This window comes from Parafrankia sp. EUN1f (assembly GCF_000177675.1).
Classification (GTDB): Bacteria; Actinomycetota; Actinomycetes; order Frankiales; family Frankiaceae; genus Parafrankia.
This window is the reverse complement of record NZ_ADGX01000062.1, coordinates 1-18,121: the sequence shown is the minus strand read 5'-3', so window position 1 is coordinate 18,121 and position 18,121 is coordinate 1. Positions and strand designations below refer to the sequence as shown.

Sequence of the window (18,121 nt, the reverse complement as noted above, 5' to 3'; positions counted from 1 at the left end):
CACAGGCGTCGGCCGGCCCGGCGCTGGAGTGCACGGACACACGTGAAACAACGGCACGATCGGGCCATCGAGTCCCCGATCAACAACCTGCGGTAACAGGACGTAGCCGGCTGCTGGCGGTGGCCGGGGTCGCCGCGGTCGCCGTCGCCGTGCAGGCGGTGCTGTGGCAGCGCTTCCGCCTGCCCCTCTGGTACGACGAGCTGTGGCGCCCGCACTTCGCCGGCGAGCCCGTCGGGAGCTTCTGGTCCGAGCTCGGGGTGGCGAACGCACCGTCCTCGCTCGGGTCGCTCGCGCTGGTCCGGCTGTGCGGCGAGGTGTTCGGCTGGCACGCCTGGGCGCTGCGGCTGCCCTCGGCCGTCCCGCTGGTCGCGCTCGCCGTGGGCACCTGGCTGCTGGCCCGCCGCCTCACCACCCGGCCCGCGGCCCTCGGGGCGGCGCTGGCCGTCACCCTCGCCGGCACCATGGTCGACCTCGCCTCCCAGATCAAGCCCTACACCTTGGACGCCGCCTGCGCGGTCGCCGTGGTCGGCCTGTGGATGGATTCCACGCTGCCCACCCGGCGGCTGATCCGGCGGCGGGTACTCGCGGGCATCCTCGCTGTGTTCTCGCTCCCAGCCCTGTTCCTGATCGTTCCGCTGTTCGTCCACGACGCCGCCCGGCCGCTGTGGACCAACCGCGGGCAGCTCAGGTCACGCGGCCCACGCGCTCTTCTGGTGGAGACGGTGCGTGCGGCCGGTCGGGCCGCTCCGGCGATGGCGATCAGCGGCGCCCACGCGTTGCTGTTCGTGACGCACCAGTCCGGCCAGCGGGCCAGCACCTTCTGGAACGACCACTTCCTCGCCGACCGAGGCCCGCTGGAGGCGGCGCGCTTCGTCATCGGCCAGCTCGCCGCGACAGCGGCCGGCGCGCCGCCCGGGAGCGATCGCTACGACCCGAACCTTGTTCACCCGCTGACCGACGCAACCGACGCGCTGGTCGTCGTTCTCGGCTGCGCCGTCGCGATCACCTTCGTGACCGGCGCGATCACGCTGGCCCGGCGCGCGGACGGCCGGGTACTGCTCGTCGCGGTCGGCGGCGCGGAGCTGATGGTCCTCGCGGCGAGTGCCTGGCGGTACTGGCCCTTCGGCGCCGTGCGGCCGAACACGTTCCTCGTGCCGCTGCTCACGATCGTCTCGGCGGTCGGCGCGGCCACTCTCGCCCGGCCGCTTCCCGCCCGGCCGCTTCCCGCCCGGCCGCAGGCCCACGCCCGGTCGACCCCGGCGTCGGCCGTGGCGAAGCTGCTGATCCCCGCGAACCTGGTGATCCTGCTGGCCGCGCTCGCCGTCCCGGTGGCCGGGGCGACCGGGCTGAAGCCGATGTGGGTGGAGCGTGCCGACCGGCGCCCAATCGACCTGATGGTGGACGCCACTCTGACCGCCCGCAGCCTGTACCGGCCGGGCGATCTGGTGTTGGTCGGCGGCAGGCTGGCCCGCGCCGGCTGGCTCTACGGCATGGAGCTCAGCCAGGACGGTGCCGTCACCAGCGCGGGCGCCGCCGGTACCGCCCAGCCGCGGATTCCGCTCTCCGCCACGGTCTTCCTGACCGCGATCGGGGACGGGGGCGTCGACCGCGCCCTGAGCCGCCAGGCTCCCGGACCGAACAGCCACGTCCTGATGTTCGTCCTCGCCTACGACCGGCGGGGCACCGAGCGTGCGTTGGACGAGGCCCGCCAGCGCGGGTGGTGCCCCACCCAGGCCCAGGACTTCGAGCTGACCGGCACGCTACAGGTCCTCGCCCGCTGCCAGCGAGCCGCCAGCGATGAGTCTGCCGGCCGCCGCGGGTCTACCTCCTGACGGAGACATCGGATTCATCAGGAGCTGGGCATGGGCCTCATCCACATCGAGCTGTTCACCACCCTCGACCTCGTCGGGCAGGCGCCCGGCGGCCCCGACGAGGACCCGGTGGGGTTCCCGTTCGGCGGCTGGCAGGCGCCCCTGCTGGACGAGGTCGCCGGGGCTCAGGTCATGGCCGCGTACGAGGGCACCGACGCCCTCCTGCTCGGCCGGCGGACGTACGAGATCTTCGCCGCCTACTGGCCGCACCAGGAGAGCGGCGTGGACGGCGGGATCGCCACGCTCTTCAACAGCGTCCCGAAGTACGTGGCCTCCCGCGGCCGGCCCGACCTCTCGTGGGCCGGGTCCACGCGGCTCGGCCCGGATCTGGCCGGCGCGGTGCGGGAGATCCGTGACCGGCACGAACACGTGAAGGTCGTCGGGAGCCTGAACCTGGTGCAGACCCTCCTGCGCGAGAAGCTCTTCGACCGTCTCGACCTCTGGGTGCACCCGGTCATGCTCGGCGTCGGGAAGAAGGTGTTCGACGGTGGCGCGGTGCCCACGAACGTCACCCTCCTCGAACCGCCCGTGGCCAGCCCGACCGGCACTGTGTACCTGCGCTACGGCCTCGCCGACGGCACGCCCGGAACAGGCGACATGAGCGCGCCCGATCGCGGCACCGGGAGAGGCGACCGCTAGCCCAACGCCGTGCCGCGGCCCGCGGCCGCGGTGCCACCGCCCGAGCCGGCGGACGTCACCGCCGAACTCCCGGCCTGCGCGCTCCCCGCCTGCACGCTCCCGGCCTGGGCCACGGGCAGACCTGTGTGCAGCGACAGCGACTCCCAGGACGCGTCGCCCTCCGCCAACGCCGTCCTCAGCTGGGACTGAAGCTCCGTCAGGGGCACCTGGGTCCCGTCGAAGAGGTGGGCACAGGTCTGCGCCGCGGCCGCGTAGTGTTCGATCCCGCCGGTGAACATTCCGTTGGCCTGCGGGTCCGGGCCGGCAGGCAGCCTGTTCGCGGCCTTGGCCTCCGCTGCCAGCTGGGTGCACCGCGGCTGAAGCCCGGCGCCGTCCTGGGCCTCGAGGTAGCCCCGGGCCACCGCGACGGTCGTGGCGATGCTTGCCCGCAGCCCCTGGGTGGACTGGTACCAGCTGGTCAGCTCCGAGGTGCCGACCGCGGCCTCCGCCGGAGCCGCGGTCGCCATGACCTCGTGCTCCTCCGAGCCGCCGACCAGCACACATCCGACGACAAGCGTGAGAGCACCGACCAGTGCCGCGCCGGTCGCCGCCGGCGACAGCGGCGGTTCCGCGATCGGCCGGAACCCCGTCCGTAGCCAGACCGGACGTCCCGCCAACTTCCACCCCCGCCACCCGATGGCGTGCCGGAACCATGATCGGCCCAGACTGAACGCAAACAGTACGGAAAGACTACGGGAGGCTGAGCACGGCCCCGCGCCTGTCCTCACCTGCGCGTTCAGAGCCCGTAACGGTCAGCTCTACACAAATCGCCAACCAGTGACGTAGGGCGACGCGGCACCATCAGCGGAGGGCTGGTCTCAGCAGTTGACGAACTCCGGGCGCTGGTTGAGCACCTGGGCACGGGAGGAGACAAACGCCTGGTGCTGCGGGCTACCGACCGCATTCGGCGGGAAGACGGCAACCCGGTGACAGTTCTGGAACGCCAACGCCACCCCGAAGTGCCGCTCCAGCGCTGTGCGGATGGACGTACTCGCCATGGCCCGCAGCAGCTGCCCACTCGCGGCATCGTCCGGCGGCGGTACCTGGTTGTCGACGAACACGCGGGCGGGAGCCTGCGTGGGGACCTGCGCGGGCCCCTGCGCCGACAACGCCGCGGCCAGCGTCTCGACCAGCTCGTACGCGTAGGGAAGGGAGGCCCGCACGCAGGCGAGGAACTCCTCGTCCGTCAGCTGGTCCGCGTTCGCGGCCTCGACAAGCTCGGGCGTGACGGTCAACGACATCTGGAACCTCCGGTGAGACGCACGGAACGGCGACTGATCGCGCCGAGGACGTCACCCACGGTCGCACAAAATGAAAACCGTTGTCAATGTCACGCGCTCGGCCGTGACCGGGCGGTTCACGCGCACTCCAGCCGAGCCGGGTAGATGAGAGAGTGGATGTCGTGGCGAAGGTGGAAGGCGACCGGGTGGGCGCCACAGGCGACACGAGCGACACGAGCGGCACGAGCGGCACGAGCGGCACAGACGACACCAGCGGCTCAGGCCGCGCGTCAGCGGCGTCCGACCAGGGCGCGCTGGAGCCGCGCACGTCAGAGCAGCGCGCGAACGGATCCGGCTCCGGTGCGCCCGGGGGCTCCGCGGGCAGGCGCACCGCCCAGGGGCGCGCCTCCGTCCGGGCGACCCGGCAGGGTGACGCCGTGTCCTCCGCGCTCGCGGCGACGAATGCCTTCACCAGCGCGCAGGACCTGCATGCCCGCCTGCGCCTGTCGGGCCAGTCCGTCGGCCTGACAACGGTCTACCGGCATCTGCAGGTGCTCGCCGAGCGCGGCGAGGTGGACGTCCTGCGCCGGGACGACGGGGAGACGGTGTACCGGCGCTGCACCACCGAAGCGCACCACCATCACCTGGTCTGCCGGCACTGCGGTCACACCGTGGAGATCGCCGGCCCCGAGATCGAGGCCTGGACGTCGTCGGTGGCGAGCGCGGAGGGTTTCACCGAGGTCGTGCACACCGTCGAGATCTACGGAACCTGCGCGGAATGCACCGCGGCCGGGCCCACCGAAACGCTGTGAGCCCGGCCCGCGGTCAGGTCGGTGAGGTCAGTGGCAGACGGCGCCCGAGGCGCCGAATCCCGGCTGGGACAGGTCGAGATCGAGGGTGTTGTTGCGCCCGCTGATTCCCTTGAGATCGATGACGCACTCACGGTTCGTCGCGGTGTCGGTAACCGTTATGCGCTGCGGGCCGGCGTACATGGCGCCACTGTCCCAGGTTGACGCGCCGGAGCTCGTGAATACGGCGAACGACGAGATCGGATAGCCGTTCGAGGACTCGGCGTTACCGCCGAAGATAAGAAACTTGACCCGGTCCTTCGCCAGCGCATGGCCGCCGTCCGTAAGCCGCCCACCGACACGGGCCGTACCCGGATCGTTCAGGGTTGCCAGTTTGATGCGGCCAACCCAGGCCGAATAGGTCCAGCCGTTTGCATGGTGACCGAAGGCGTCGATGTAGAACCGCGAGTGGACGAACTCCGGGTCCCGGTCGAGCTGCGGGTAGAACTCGAAGGAAAGGCCCGCCGTGCGACTGCCCCAGCTGGTGTTGAGCGTGCCGCCGCGGACGAGGTCGGGCTGGCTGTCACCCATGAAGTAGCCGTGCGGGAACATGAGGCCCTGGCCGGTCGCGAACCGCGTGTAGGTCGCGTAGCTGCCGCGCTCCTGACAGGCGTTGACATAGGTGTCGCCGGTGCCGGTGGCCCGGTTGTAGTTCTGGCAGGGCAGGTAGGGCTGCTGGGTCGAGCCGAGAACCAGGTCGACCCCGACGGCGCCGGAGATCGGCACCGGGTTTCCGTTCTGGTCCGTGAGCCCCTCGAAGGGGACGGCGACGCCCAGGCCCCGGGTGGTGTCGCCGGCGTACTGGGTGGTGTCCGCCGCCCATGCGGGGGTGGATCCCCCCAGGGTCAGCAGGCCGCTGCCGGCGAGAAGAACGAGTACGGCCAGGAATCTCCGGCGCGGGCCGGTCGCCCGGCGGCGGTGATGGTGACGGTGCCTTTGCTGCTGCGCGGTTCGCGACACGACGCTCCCGTATCTACCTGGACTGGGCGCGGGAAACCTGCGGCCGACAGCCGGCGGATATCTGCGAGGAAGTTCGCAGATATCCGTGGAGCGGACCTTCGGCGGAAACAGATGAAACGGCGGAGAAACAATGAGCCTTTTCCCTCTCACGGCCCACGACCAGGAAGGTCACGGTTCCGAGCCGACGACGGAAAAGGCTCAACATCCAGCACATTTCATGGCTTCCCGCCGGCCAAGTTACCGGAGGGCGCGTGAAAGCCGGTCGTCCAGGAGCGGAGAATTACCCCAATGGGCGGTGGGGGATCACCAGGGTGCGGTGCCCGTGAGCCCGGCGCAGCCGCGCAGGCTGTTCCACTTGTCGAGGGCCTGGGTACCGGCGGTTCCGGTCAGCTGCCTCGGCGCCCCGTCGACAATCCGGCCGGGCACCCAGTTCGCCGCGGTCACCGCGCGGCCCCGGAACGTCAGTTCGAGTACCCCGGTCTCGGTGTTCGGCCCGGTTCCCGACGCATAGAAAACGAAGTTACCGAGGCCGTACGCGACGTAGGCACCATCGCCGCTCCACCCCGCGCCCTGCAGGACATGCGCGTGCCCGCCGATCAGCGCGTCCGCGCCGGCCGCGACGAGCGGGGCGACCAGGCTGCGCTGGGCCTGGTTGGGGCAGGTCTCCCGCTCCGTTCCCCAGTGCAGATAGACAATCAGGGTGTCGACGGTGGGCCGAACCGCGCGGATGGCCGCGGCGAGGCGTTCGACGTTCTTCGCCGAGGCGAGGCCAGGCTTGCCGGGACCAGCCGTCCACGCCGTGGCGAGCTCGTCGTCCAGAACCTGGGTGGCGCCGAAGATCGCGATTCGCTGGCCGTTCACCGTGGTCAGGTACGGGGCGTAGGCCGACGTGTCGTCGGTCCCGATCCCGACGGTCGGAAAGCGCGCCTCGCCGGCGCTGCGCAGCGTGTCCGCGAGGCCGTCCTGCCCGTAGTCCATGCCGTGGTTGTTGGCCATGTTCACGACGTCGATACCGGCGCCACGCAACGCGGTGAACGCCGTCGGCGGCGCCCGGAAGACGTAGGTCTTGACCGCCGGTGTGCCGCCCGTCGTCACCGCCGTCTCCAGATTGACCATGGCGAGATCGGCACCGGCGAGATTCTGGGCCATCGGGCCGATCGCTGTTTCCGGATTCTGCGTGAGTCGCTGCCGCGACGACCCCTCGAAATGCACATCGCCACCGAAGGCGATACGCACCGGATTTCCGGTGGGCTGCCGCGGGCCGTTTCCGGCCGCGGCCGGCTCGGCCGGCCTGGATGATTCGGGGGTGGCCGGCAGGCTGACCGGCGGGATCACCGCGCCGGCCCGCACCGAGCCATCACCGGCGACCGAGGATCTATTGCCGTCGCCCGCGCCCAGCATGCCAAAGGTGGCCAGGACCACGCAGGTGACGGCGGCGAGAACGGAGCCGCCCAGGAGGGGCACACCCCAGCTTTCCCTGAATCGTCGACCACGACCGGAGATCGGTCTGGGTCGGTCGCGCCCCCGACCACCGACCATCTTCGTGACTCCCGCCCCACGAGAATTCCCGAGCGGAAGCCACACTACCTGGGGAGCCGGCTGCCGCCGGCTAAAGCGACAGCAGCGCCGGGGCCAGCTCGCGCCACTGCCGGCGCGGCAGCCCGCGGCGGTCGAAGTCGAGCACCTGGACGGCCACCTGGTCGGCGCCGGCGTCCAGATGCTCCTTGACTCGCCCGAGCAGGACGTCGACGTCCCCCCAGGGAACGATCGTGTCCACCAGGCGGTCTGATCCGCCATCGGCGAAATCTTCGTCGGAGAAGCCGTAGCGGCGCAGGTTGTTGGTGTAGTTCGGCAGGCGCAGGTAGGACCCGGTGTGGCGGCGGGCCAGCTCCCGCGCCTCGGTCGCATCCGGGTGCAGGACGAACGCCTGCTCCGGCACCAGCAGCTTGCCGGGCCCGAGGACGGCCCGGGCCGCTGCCGTGTGCTCCGGCGGCACGAAGTAGGTGTGCGCGCCGTCCGCGCGGTCCCGGGCGAGCTCCAGCATCTTCGGGCCGAGCGCTGCCAGCACCCGCGGCTGGGTGCCCTCCGGCGGAACCGCCCGGTACTGCTCGGACGCCATCCGGTCCATCTCGTCGAGGTAGGCCCGCATCTGGCCGAGCGGCTTGGAGTAGGTCGCGCCGCGGATGCTCATCAACTCCGCGTGCGAGACACCGAGCCCGAGCAGGAACCGCCCCGGGTGGGCCTCGGCGAGGGCGAGCTGCCCGGCGGTCATCGTCAGCGGGTTGCGGGCGAGGATCTGCGCGATCCCGGTCGCGATCGTCATCCGGCGCGTCGCGGCGAGCATGAGGCCGGCGGTCACCAGCACCTCGCGGCCCTTGACCTCACCCGTCCACAGCGTGGAGTAGCCCAGGTCGTCCAGCTCCGCGACGGCCTCGCGGACGGTGCCGGCCGGCGAGAAGTCGAACTGGCCGCTCCAGACGCCGACCTTGCCGAGCCTCGCCTCGACCGGCGGCCGGGCAGCGGCGGAGACGGGGGTGGGGGCGGAGGCGGCGCTCGCGTGGTCACTCACGCGGTCACCGTATCGAGGCCATCCGCGGTCACTCGTAGCGACCGGCCGGTACGCCCACGGCGCCGCGCCGGGTTGCCACCGCCCGAACGAGGGCTATCGTTTGCCGTTGTGACGGAGCTGGTGCAGCTGCTCACCCCGGACGGCCGGCGTACCACCTCGGGATCCGGTCCCGAGGCTGAGTACCAGGCGTTCGTCGCCGAGGTGACCGACGATGACCTGGTCGGCCTCCTGCGGGACATGACCGTGGTGCGTCGCCTCGACGACGAGGGAACGGCCCTGCAGCGTCAGGGCGAGCTCTCACTGTGGGCGAGCCTGCGCGGCCAGGAGGCCGCCCAGGTCGGCTCCGGGCGAGCCCTGGAACCCGCCGACATGGCCTTCCCGTCCTATCGGGAACACGGCGTCGCCTGGTGCCGGGGCGTCGACCCGCTCAAGCTGTTCGGGCTGTTCCGGGGCACCTCGCTCGGCGCCTGGGATCCGGCCGAGCACGGCTTCGCGCTCTACGCGATCGTCGTCGGCTCGCAGACGCTGCATGCCACCGGGTATGCGATGGGTGTCGCCCGCGACGGCGGCGAGGGCGCGGTCATCTCCTACTTCGGTGACGGTGCGTCCAGCGAGGGCGACGTGAACGAGGCCTTCGGCTGGGCGAGCGTGTTCGGCGCGCCGTTGGTCTTCTTCTGTCAGAACAACCAGTGGGCGATCTCCGAGCCGTACCGGCGGCAGAGCCGGGTGCCGATCTACCAGCGCGCCCGCGGTTTCGGCTTTCCGAGCGTGCGGGTGGACGGCAACGATGTGCTCGCCACCCTGGCCGTCACCCGGTGGGCCCTGCGCCAGGCCCGGTCGGGAGCCGGTCCGGTGCTGGTCGAGGCACTGACCTACCGGATCAATCCGCACACCACCGCCGACGACCCGTCCCGCTACCGGCCGGCGGACGAGCTCTCCACCTGGCGTCGACGCGACCCCATCGACCGGCTGCGGACGCATCTGCGCGCCAGGGGCGTCCTGACCGACGAGCTGGAGGCGAGCATCGCCGCGGAGGCGGACTCCACCGCCGCCGACCTGCGGGCTCGGTGCCTCGCGCTGCCCGATCCCCCCGGCGACGCCCTTTTCGATCACGTGCAGGTGGAGGAGAACAATCTGGTTGCCGCCGAGCGCGCCGCGTTCGTGAGTCTTCGGGGAGCGCTGCTTTGACGACCGACCTGACCATGCGGACCTCGGACGACGGTCACACCGACCGCGCTGACGACAGTCCCCAGGAGCCTCCCCCTGTGGCGCCCACGGCCAGCGCCAGCGTCCGCCGCACGCTGACCCTGGCGAAGGCCCTGAACACCGGTCTGCTGGAGGCCATGAAGGCCGACCCGAAGACCGTGATCATGGGGGAGGATGTCGGCAAGCTGGGCGGCGTCTTCCGGATCACCGACGGGCTGCAGGAGCTCTTCGGTGAGGAGCGGGTGATCGACACGCCGCTGGCGGAGTCGGCCATCGTCGGCACGGCGATCGGGCTGGCGATGCGCGGTTTCCGCCCCGTCTGCGAGATCCAGTTCGACGGGTTCGTATACCCGGCCTTCGACCAGATCGTCAGCCAGCTCGCGAAGCTGCACTACCGCTCGGGCGGCCGGATCAGGCTGCCGGTCACGATCCGCATCCCCTACGGCGGCGGCATCGGCGCGGTCGAGCATCACAGCGAGTCACCTGAGGCCTACTTCTGCCACACTGCCGGGCTGCGGGTCGTCACCTGCTCCAGCCCGGCGGACGCCCATCTCATGATCCAACAGGCGGTGGCCTCGGACGATCCGGTGATCTTCCTGGAGCCCAAGCGCCGGTACTGGGAGAAGGGCGAGGTCGACACCACACCGCTGGCCGACCTTCCGGCAGATCTGCGCACCGATCTGGGTACCTCCCGTGTGGTCCGGTCCGGGCAGGACGCCACCCTGGTCGCCTACGGGCCGATGGTCCGCACCTGCCTGGACGCCGCCGACGTAGCCACCGAGGAGGACGGCCGCTCGCTGGAGGTCATCGATCTCCGCTCGCTGTCACCGCTCGACCTCGACCCGGTGGTCGAGTCGACCCGTCGCACCGGGCGGCTGGTGGCGGTGCACGAGGCGCCGTCCAACGTGTCACTCTCGTCCGAGATCGCGGCCCGGGTCACCGAACAAGCCTTCTACCACCTGGAATCACCGGTGCTGCGGGTGACCGGGTTCGACACCCCCTATCCTCCCGCCCGGCTGGAGGACCACTACCTGCCCGACGTCGACCGCATCCTCGATGCCGTGGACCGGACGTTCGGTTACTGAGGGAGATCGCCGGTGCCACATCGACAGTTTCGTCTTCCCGACCTCGGCGAGGGCCTCACCGAGGCGGAGATCGTCCGCTGGCTGGTCGACGTCGGTGAGGCCGTGACCGTCAACCAGCCCCTGGTCGAGGTCGAGACGGCGAAGGCAGTCGTCGAGATCCCCTCCCCGTTCGCCGGTGTGCTGGTCGAGCGGCACTGCGAGGCCGGCCGCGAGCTCGCCGTCGGCGCACCGCTGCTGACCATCGACGCCCCGGGCGACGAGCCGTCGACCGGGGCGTCGGCCGGGCCACCGGCGGCATCCCTGCCGGAGTCCCGCTCCGGGGAGGCCGGGGACGCCACCACCGCGCCGGCCAGCGCCGGGCCAGGCAGCGGCGGGCCAGGCGGCGCCGCAGGCCGACCGTCGATGGCCACGGGCCGCACCCCGATGCTGGTCGGCTATGGTCCGCGCAGCTCCGAGCCGGAGCGCCGCCGTCGGCGTCGCCAGCGCGACGAGTCCGCGAACGGCGGCGCACCCGCAGCGTCAGCGGCAGCCGCGCCTGCGGCAGCCGCATCGCCGGCGCGCTCGGGCCGGGCGGCCGCGAAACCACCCGTGCGCAAGCTCGCCCGTGATCTGGGTGTGGACCTCTCCCTCCTCATCGGCACCGGCCCCGCGGGTTCGATCAGCAGGGCGGACGTCGAATCGGCGGCGGCGCGGGGCACAGCGGCTGCCGAGGTCGGCCTCGCCTCCGCGGCCCCCCGGCACCCCCGGTACCCGCCGCGACCCCGGCGCCGAACGGACACAAAGAGACCACACGACGCGTGCCGGGAGCGATCCCGGACGACGCCAGCTTCGACCCGGCCACCGGTGCCTGGCGGATCCCGGTCACCGGGATCCGACGCACCATGGCACGGGCAATGGCCGCCAGCGTGTTCACCGCGCCGCACGCCACCGAGTTCCTCAGCGTCGACGTCACGGAGGCCGTGGCGGCGAGGGAGCGCATCACAGCCCTGCCCGACTTCGCCGGCGTGCGGGTCACCCCGCTGCTGCTCGTGGCGAAGGCCCTGATCACGGCCGTCCGGCGCCACCCGCTCATCAACGCGACCTGGGTTGACGGGGCGGCCGGCGAGGACGCGGAGATCCGGGTGCGGTCGGAGATCAACCTCGGCATCGCGGTCGCCGGGCCGCGCGGTCTGGTGGTCCCGAACATCCCCGATGCCGGGTCGTTGGACCTCGCCGGGCTGGCCCTTGCCCTGCAGTCGCTCACCGAGGCCGCCCGGGCGGACCGGCTGCGCCCGGCCGACCTCTCGGGCGGCACCATCACCATCACCAACATCGGCGTCTTCGGTGTGGACACCGGCACGCCGGTTCTCAACCCGGGTGAGGCCGCGATCCTCGCGCTTGGCGCGATCAGGCCCACACCCTGGGTGCACCGCGGCGAGCTGGCCGTACGCACGGTGGCGCAGCTCGCGCTCACCTTCGACCACCGGGTGGTGGACGGCGAGCTCGGGTCGGCCGTGCTGGCGGATGTCGGAGCGATGCTCGCCGATCCCGTGGTCGCTCTAGCCTGGAGCTGAGGGCCTGAACTTCGCGCATCGCCTCATACACCCCCTCGGGAACAACGGACACATAGGGGTGCACAACGGAGACAGGTATCCCTCCTGGTACGGTTGCGCCTCACACCCGGCATCCGGCTCGACTTCCGCCACGAAGAGGTGAACGCATGACGCGCGTGGAGGCTCTGCAGGCCGCCGACGAGTTCGTCGCGAAGGTACTGACCTCCGCCAGCACCAGCGGCCGGTTCAACGGGGCGCTCAACCTGGCCGAGCGGGTGGACCTGACGCTGCGAGTGGCCCGGTTCCTGCTGGAGGGGCAGTCGTCCTCCGAAGCTGACGACATTCTCAAGCGGGACATGCGCAACGAGCTCGACCAGGCCTTCCCGCCGCTGCGCACCACCTGAGCTGCGCACCACCTGAGCCACCCGCGGCGGCGGGGCCCTCAGCGCAGGGGCCGAAACCGGTCCCCGCGCGCGGCGGCGGCCTCGTCGCCGGCCGCGACCGTGGCGCCAGCCCCAGGATGGATCGGGTCCTGGTGCGGCGGCGCCTCGACCCGCATGGTCGGATCCACCAGAACGGTGTCGTCGAGGCTGACCGGCGGCGGCACCCCGTGATCGATGGATTCCTCCACGAGGCGGCGGCGCCACTGGTCACGGTAGAGCGTGACAGCCAGCCCCACACAGCTGACGATCATAAAGATCACGCCGACAGTGGTCAGGTCGAGACCGGACGGATCCGCGTTCACGGCGAACGCAAGCACGGCTCCGAAGGCGAAAAGAAGAAGACTCAGCGGGATGCCCATGGGGCCCGTCTACCCCGGAACGGCCACCATAGCCGCACGTTTCGCATATCTGTCCACATTCCCGCCGCCACCGGTGGCAACCACCAGGCCCCACTCCGAGCACACAGCGATCACCAGAATCCCCGGGCGGGGGCACGCGGGGCGCGGGGCGACTTGCTCGGCCACGATGCCATCCGTGGGCGGAGCCACCGCTACCAGGCAGCCTTGAGGATTTTGGTCGCCAGCGAGCGTGGAGCAAAATCCCGAGCTTCGGGCTGTGGCTGCTGCCGGGCAAGAGTTGAGGGTCGTGGTCGTTCCGCCAACCAAAATCCTCAACCCTTGCGGAATGTCAAGTGGCTCTGCGCCCGTTTTGTTCCTCTTGAGATGAACTGCCGGCGCGGCGCAACGGTACGGGATCCCGGTGGGCCGCCATGCGCCGAGTGGACGCGGACCGCCAGGCCAATGCCGGTGGCCCTGGATCCGCTGGATCCTGGCCACCGGCTTCGAGGACAAGAAGATCCGCCCGCGGCGGCTACCAGGCCAGGCGGCCACCACGGGCGGATCAGCGATCAGACGAACCAGCGAAAGCGGATCAGGCGGAAGCGGATCAGAAGGCCTCTTCGGCCAGTTCCATCAGCCCGAGGTCGGTGCTCTCCAGCACCGTCCGCCGGACGCGCAGCTCGGGCAGGATGTTCGCCGCGAACCAGCGGGCCGACGCGACCTTGCCCTCGTAGAAGGCACGGTCCCGCTCGGACGGCGAGCCCGCCAGGCCGGCCAGAGCGGCCTCCGCTCCGCGCAGCAGCAGCCATCCGATGATCAGGTCACCCAGGCTCATCAGCAGCCGGGTGGTGTTCAGGCCGACCCGGTAGACCTGGGCCGGATCCTCGGCGCCCGCGGTGAGGAAGCCGACCAGCGCCGCCACCATCGCCTGGACGTCCTCGAGCGACGCACCGAGCACCTCCCGCTCGGAGCGCAGCGCGCCGTTGCCCGTCTCGCCCTTCGCGAACTCCTGGATCTGGCCGAACAGCGAGGTCAGCGCATGACCCTGATCCCGGACGATCTTGCGGAAGAACAGGTCCTGGCCCTGAATGGAAGTCGTCCCCTCGTACAGGGTGTCGATCTTCGCATCCCGGATGTACTGCTCGATCGGGTAGTCCTGCAGGTAGCCGGAGCCGCCGAACACCTGCAGCGAGGTCGCCAGCAGCTCGTAGGAGCGCTCCGAGCCGACTCCCTTGACGATCGGGAGCAGCAGGTCGTTCATCCGCTCAGCGGCCTCGTCCGCCTCGCCGCGGGCCGCGGCGAGCGCCACCGCGTCCTGGAACGTCGCGGTGAACAGGACCAGGGAGCGCATGCCCTCGGCGTAGGCCTTCTGCAGCATGAGCATCCGGCGGACGTCCGGGTGATTGATGATCGTGACGCGCGGCGCGCTCTTGTCCGTCGACCGGGGCAGGTCCGCGCCCTGCACCCGCTCGCGGGCGAAGTCCAGCGCGTTGAGGTAGCCGGTGGACAGGGTGGCGATGGCCTTCGTCCCGACCATCATCCGGGCGTACTCGATGACCCGGAACATCTGGGCGATGCCTTCGTGCACGTCGCCGACGAGCCAGCCGACGGCCGGCTCCCGCTCACCGAAGCGCAGCTCGCAGGTGGCGGAGACCTTCAGGCCCATCTTCTTCTCGAGGTTGGTGACGTAGGCGCCGTTGCGGGCGCCGAGCTCACCGGTCTCCGGGTCGGGCATGTACTTGGGGACCAGGAACATCGACAGGCCCTTGGTGCCGGGGCCGTGCCCCTCGGGGCGGGCGAGCACCAGGTGGAAGATGTTCTCCGGGACGTCCCAGTCACCGCTGGTGATGAATCGCTTCACACCCTCGATGTGCCAGGTCCCGTCCGGCTGCGCGATGGCCTTCGCCCGCCCGGCGCCGACGTCGGAGCCGGCGTCCGGCTCGGTCAGCACCATGGTCGCGCCCCAGTGCCGCTCGATCGCCCACCGCGCGAACTTCTTCTGCCACTCGGTGCCGATGCTCTCCAGGATCGCGGCGAAGGTCGGGCCGGCCATGTACATGAACACGGCCGGGTTCGCGCCGAGGATCAGCTCGGAGGCCGCCCAGGCGATGGTGGGCGGAGCGCCCATGCCACCAAGGTGCGGCGGGAGGAACAGCCGGAACCACTCGCCGTCGAGGATCGCCTGGTAGGACTTGCGGAACGACTCGGGCAGGGTGATCTCGCCGGTGGCGGCGTCCAGCACCGGCGGGTGCCGGTCGGCGGCCGCGAACGACTCCGCGATCGGGCCGGAGGCGACCCGCTCCATCTCGGCCAGGACCTCGTGGGCGGTGTCGCGGTCCATCTCCGCGAAGGGCCCGGTCCCGAGCGCCCGGTCCACGCCGAACACCTCGAACAGGTTGAACTCGATGTCCCGAAGGTTGCTCCGGTAGTGACCCATGGACGGTTCCTCCCCTCGACCTCACCGCCTGATCCTGAGCGGCGCGGACGCAGTTACTCGCTGGTAGGTGATGCCCATGCTACCCGCGAGTAACCATCACGGGAAGAAGATCCCAGGACGAAACAGCCAGGGGGCCCGCAGTCGGCCGCAGAACCGCGAAAGCCACCGTGTCACCCATTTCCGGTACGTCTACTCTTGCGACCATGACGGGGGGCGACGCAGAGCACACGGACGAGTTCGACGAAGGGACCACGCAGGAGATCCGGCTCGCGGTCGTGATGACCGGCGGGGCGAGCCTGGCCGTGTGGATGGGTGGTGTCGCGCGCGAGATCAATCTCCTCACCGCCGCACGGGCCCACCAGGATGACCCGGCCGTGGCCGGCGCCCGTGGCTGGTCCGCCACCGACACGGCGGTCGCCACCCGCTGGGCCGCCCTGCTGGCGGCCCTCGACCTCGAGGTCTCGGTGGACGTCCTGGCCGGCGCCTCGGCGGGTGGCATCAACGTGGCACTGCTGGGCTACGCGAACGTGCAGGACACCGACCTCGGCCCGCTACGCGACCTGTGGATCCAGCTCGGCTCGCTGCGTGAGCTGATGCGGCGGCCCGACGCACACAGCTTCCCGTCCCTGCTGCGCGGCGACGAGGTCATGCTGCCGGCGCTGCGCAGCGCGCTGCAGAGCCTCGACCCGCACCCGGGGGCCAGCACGCCGGTCTCGAACCACGGACCACGGGCCCACTCGGCGCGACCGATCCGGCCGACCTCGGTGTTCATCACCACCACGATCCTGCGCGGCGAGACCAGCCGCTGGCCGGACGATCTCGGCGGTCTCGTCCGCGACCGCGACCACCGTGGCCTGTTCGTCTTCGGGGAGGACGACCTCGCCGATCCCGAGGGCGCGGCCCGCCTCGCGCTTGCGGCCCGGGCCAGCGCGGCCTTCCCCGGTGCCTTCGAACCGGCCTACATCCCGGTCCGGAACTCGCCGGACAGCGCTCATCCCGACATGGCCGATCACGTGAACGCGGCCGGCGACTTCCACGGCTCGGACGGCGGCATCCTCGTGAACCGCCCGCTCGGGCCGGCGCTGCAGGAGATCTTCGACCGGCCCACGCGGGGGCGGCAGGTCCGCCGCGTCCTCACATATGTGGTGCCGGCGCCGAACCCACCGGCCGACGCGGCCAACGCGGCCGACGCGGCCGACGAACCGGCCGACCGATCGCCCCCGTCTGCCGTCGACACCCTGCTCGGCGCGCTGAGCGCGGCGCTGAACCAGTCCATCTCGACGGATCTGCGCCGCATCAGGGCGCACAACGAGGCGGTGCGGGGGCTGCGGACAAGCCGGCGCCGGCTCGCCCGGCTCGCCCCGGCCGGCGGGCCACGACTCGCCGACCAGGACGTCTACACCACCTACCGGGCGCAGATCGCCGACCGCGCGGCGGACCTCGTCCTCGACACGTTCGACCGGATTGTCATCGACTCGCTCACGGCCCCGACCCCGCCCGAGGCCATACCCTCCGACGCGGCCCGGCGGCTCGCCGACGCGCGCGGACGCGCCGAGCTCCGGCTGGCGGCCGTCAACGCGGCGACGGGGGAGTTTCCCGACCGACTGCCGGGGGCGCGCGACCTCGGCGAGCTGTGGCGGCTGGGCCGCCCCGCGGTGGACGCCGTCAAGGGCACGCTGATCTCCATGATCAACGAGGGCTACGTCCTGACGACGGATCCGGACGAACGCCGGGCGCTGAGCGCCATCGCCCGGGGAGTGCACGGCGCCGTCGTCGCGCCGCGGGAACAGGCCGGAGCCCAGCTGCTCCCTCTTCCGTCGACGCCGGCGAACAGGGGCGCGTTCACGGTGGTCCGCCACACCCTGCGCGACCTCGCCGGGGCGTCATCGGACGCGGTTGTCGCCGAGGCTGCCAGGCGCTGGCTGCGCGGCGCCGGCGACGCGCAGACCAGCAGAACCGATCTGACCCTCGCCTGGAGCACGCTGAGCTCGCTCGCCGAAAGCCTGCGCGGTCTGCTGGACCGGATCGTGGCCCGCTCCGGCAACGACGACGGCAACAGCAACAGCAACAGCAACACCGACGGCGACGGCGACGGCGACGGCGGCGGCGCTCCGGGCGACCGGCCGAGGACCGCGGGGGCCGGCGGCCGGCTGGTGTCGGCCGCGCTGCTCGCGCCACCACCGCCACGCGGCCGCAGGACCGGCCTGAGCCTGGCAGCCCGACGTCAGCGAGCCGCCCAGGGGCTGCGGGACTTCATCGGGTACCTCCCGGCCGACCGGGAGCGGGCCGCGATCGCGCTGCTCGACCTCCACCTCGTCACCCGCACGCTCACCGGTGCCGACGTCATCGACCAGCCGGTCGAGCTGGTCCAGGTCAGCTCGGACATCCGATGCGATCTCGATCCGGCCCGCTCCGACGCGCATCACAAGCTCACCGGGCTCGCGCTCGGCTCCTTCGGAGCGTTCGCGAAGTCGTCCTGGCGCGCGAACGACTGGATGTGGGGGCGCCTGGACGGCGCCGCCTGGCTGGTCCGCATCCTGCTCGACCCGCGGCGGCTTGTCTGGTTACGCGACCTGGCGGTGGAGCGCGCGGATGGCGACCCCGCCGCCGGCGAGAGCTGGCTCGCCGGGTTCGTCGCGGTGCTGTCGACGATCGCGTCGACGCCGGTGACCGCGCCGGTGCTGGCCGAGCTGGCCTGGCTCGACGACCCGGGTGCCCCGGTACCGCCCCTCCTGCCGGAGACCGCGGCGTGGGTCGCCGCCGGCATCCAGCGCGAGATCGCCGCCGGTGAGCTGGTGAGCGTCGCCGCCGCGGTCCGCGCGGACATCAAGGAGACGGGCGCGGCGGTGGGCCGGAACCGGGAGTTCCTCGATGCGGTGCCCACGAAAGCCGCCGGCGCCGCCGGTGCCGCCGGCGCCGCCGGTGCCGCCGGCG

Annotated in this window: 15 protein-coding genes and 1 pseudogene; 9 read left to right on the top strand and 7 right to left on the bottom strand. The window is 71.5% G+C overall.

What is annotated here, in order from left to right; genetic code table 11:
• The first annotated feature begins 119 nt into the window (after positions 1 to 119).
• Complete coding sequence (locus FREUN1FDRAFT_RS19360; RefSeq protein WP_006541836.1) at positions 120 to 1,832, top strand: glycosyltransferase family 39 protein; 1,713 nt, start codon at positions 120 to 122, stop codon at positions 1,830 to 1,832.
• Between the two features lie 30 nt (positions 1,833 to 1,862).
• A complete protein-coding gene (locus tag FREUN1FDRAFT_RS19355) occupies positions 1,863 to 2,510 on the top strand; it encodes a dihydrofolate reductase family protein (RefSeq protein ID WP_006541835.1) in 648 nt (215 codons plus the stop codon).
• On the opposite strand, the gene FREUN1FDRAFT_RS19350 is transcribed toward FREUN1FDRAFT_RS19355, so the two are convergent.
• Together FREUN1FDRAFT_RS19350 and FREUN1FDRAFT_RS19345 are read right to left on the bottom strand one after the other, a co-directional pair.
• On the bottom strand, positions 2,507 to 3,166 hold the full coding sequence (locus FREUN1FDRAFT_RS19350; RefSeq protein WP_006541834.1) for a hypothetical protein: 660 nt from the start codon (positions 3,164 to 3,166) through the stop codon (positions 2,507 to 2,509). The genes FREUN1FDRAFT_RS19355 and FREUN1FDRAFT_RS19350 overlap by 4 nt on opposite strands.
• A gap of 201 nt (positions 3,167 to 3,367) precedes the next feature.
• Positions 3,368 to 3,790: an SCO5389 family protein gene (locus tag FREUN1FDRAFT_RS19345; protein ID WP_006541833.1), complete on the bottom strand. Its 423-nt coding sequence runs from the start codon at positions 3,788 to 3,790 to the stop codon at positions 3,368 to 3,370.
• Between the two features lie 293 nt (positions 3,791 to 4,083).
• Between FREUN1FDRAFT_RS19345 and FREUN1FDRAFT_RS46510 the strand changes: the two genes are divergently transcribed.
• A complete protein-coding gene (locus FREUN1FDRAFT_RS46510; RefSeq protein WP_050795936.1) occupies positions 4,084 to 4,581 on the top strand; it encodes a Fur family transcriptional regulator in 498 nt (165 codons plus the stop codon).
• 27 nt (positions 4,582 to 4,608) lie between these two features.
• On the opposite strand, the gene FREUN1FDRAFT_RS19335 is transcribed toward FREUN1FDRAFT_RS46510, so the two are convergent.
• From FREUN1FDRAFT_RS19335 to FREUN1FDRAFT_RS19325, 3 genes are all read right to left on the bottom strand, one after another.
• Positions 4,609 to 5,577 (bottom strand): hypothetical protein, encoded by a 969-nt coding sequence (locus tag FREUN1FDRAFT_RS19335; protein WP_006541831.1) that lies wholly within the window; start codon positions 5,575 to 5,577, stop codon positions 4,609 to 4,611.
• A 303-nt stretch (positions 5,578 to 5,880) separates the two neighbouring features.
• Entirely contained in the window at positions 5,881 to 7,116 is a 1,236-nt protein-coding gene (locus tag FREUN1FDRAFT_RS19330; protein ID WP_006541830.1) for a CapA family protein, read from the bottom strand.
• A 70-nt stretch (positions 7,117 to 7,186) separates the two neighbouring features.
• The gene (locus tag FREUN1FDRAFT_RS19325) at positions 7,187 to 8,146 is read right to left on the bottom strand and encodes an LLM class F420-dependent oxidoreductase (RefSeq protein ID WP_006541829.1); all 960 of its coding nucleotides are present in this window, start codon (positions 8,144 to 8,146) and stop codon (positions 7,187 to 7,189) included.
• Between the two features lie 108 nt (positions 8,147 to 8,254).
• Here FREUN1FDRAFT_RS19325 and FREUN1FDRAFT_RS19320 point away from each other — a divergent pair, with 108 nt between their 5' ends.
• The 5 genes and pseudogenes from FREUN1FDRAFT_RS19320 to FREUN1FDRAFT_RS19305 all read left to right on the top strand — a co-directional run bounded on the left by FREUN1FDRAFT_RS19320 (position 8,255) and on the right by FREUN1FDRAFT_RS19305 (position 12,373).
• Positions 8,255 to 9,334: a thiamine pyrophosphate-dependent dehydrogenase E1 component subunit alpha gene (locus tag FREUN1FDRAFT_RS19320; RefSeq protein ID WP_035952372.1), complete on the top strand. Its 1,080-nt coding sequence runs from the start codon at positions 8,255 to 8,257 to the stop codon at positions 9,332 to 9,334.
• Between the two features lie 155 nt (positions 9,335 to 9,489).
• Positions 9,490 to 10,437 carry an alpha-ketoacid dehydrogenase subunit beta gene (locus FREUN1FDRAFT_RS19315; RefSeq protein ID WP_050795935.1) on the top strand — a complete coding sequence of 316 codons (948 nt, stop codon included), beginning with the start codon at positions 9,490 to 9,492 and terminating at the stop codon, positions 10,435 to 10,437.
• A 12-nt stretch (positions 10,438 to 10,449) separates the two neighbouring features.
• Positions 10,450 to 11,067: pseudogene (locus FREUN1FDRAFT_RS46505) on the top strand (biotin/lipoyl-containing protein); the annotation flags it as partial.
• 167 nt (positions 11,068 to 11,234) lie between these two features.
• Positions 11,235 to 11,990 carry a 2-oxo acid dehydrogenase subunit E2 gene (locus tag FREUN1FDRAFT_RS46500; RefSeq protein WP_006541826.1) on the top strand — a complete coding sequence of 252 codons (756 nt, stop codon included), beginning with the start codon at positions 11,235 to 11,237 and terminating at the stop codon, positions 11,988 to 11,990.
• A 146-nt stretch (positions 11,991 to 12,136) separates the two neighbouring features.
• The gene (locus FREUN1FDRAFT_RS19305) at positions 12,137 to 12,373 is read left to right on the top strand and encodes a hypothetical protein (RefSeq protein WP_006541825.1); all 237 of its coding nucleotides are present in this window, start codon (positions 12,137 to 12,139) and stop codon (positions 12,371 to 12,373) included.
• Between the two features lie 38 nt (positions 12,374 to 12,411).
• On the opposite strand, the gene FREUN1FDRAFT_RS19300 is transcribed toward FREUN1FDRAFT_RS19305, so the two are convergent.
• Both FREUN1FDRAFT_RS19300 and FREUN1FDRAFT_RS19295 read right to left on the bottom strand, forming a co-directional pair.
• Positions 12,412 to 12,771 carry a hypothetical protein gene (locus FREUN1FDRAFT_RS19300; RefSeq protein WP_006541824.1) on the bottom strand — a complete coding sequence of 120 codons (360 nt, stop codon included), beginning with the start codon at positions 12,769 to 12,771 and terminating at the stop codon, positions 12,412 to 12,414.
• Between the two features lie 586 nt (positions 12,772 to 13,357).
• A complete protein-coding gene (locus tag FREUN1FDRAFT_RS19295; protein WP_006541823.1) occupies positions 13,358 to 15,187 on the bottom strand; it encodes an acyl-CoA dehydrogenase in 1,830 nt (609 codons plus the stop codon).
• 203 nt (positions 15,188 to 15,390) lie between these two features.
• On the opposite strand from FREUN1FDRAFT_RS19295, the gene FREUN1FDRAFT_RS19290 reads away from it, so the two are divergent.
• Positions 15,391 to 18,121 (top strand): patatin-like protein (locus tag FREUN1FDRAFT_RS19290; protein ID WP_006541822.1); only part of this gene is annotated, 2,731 nt, incomplete at its 3' end.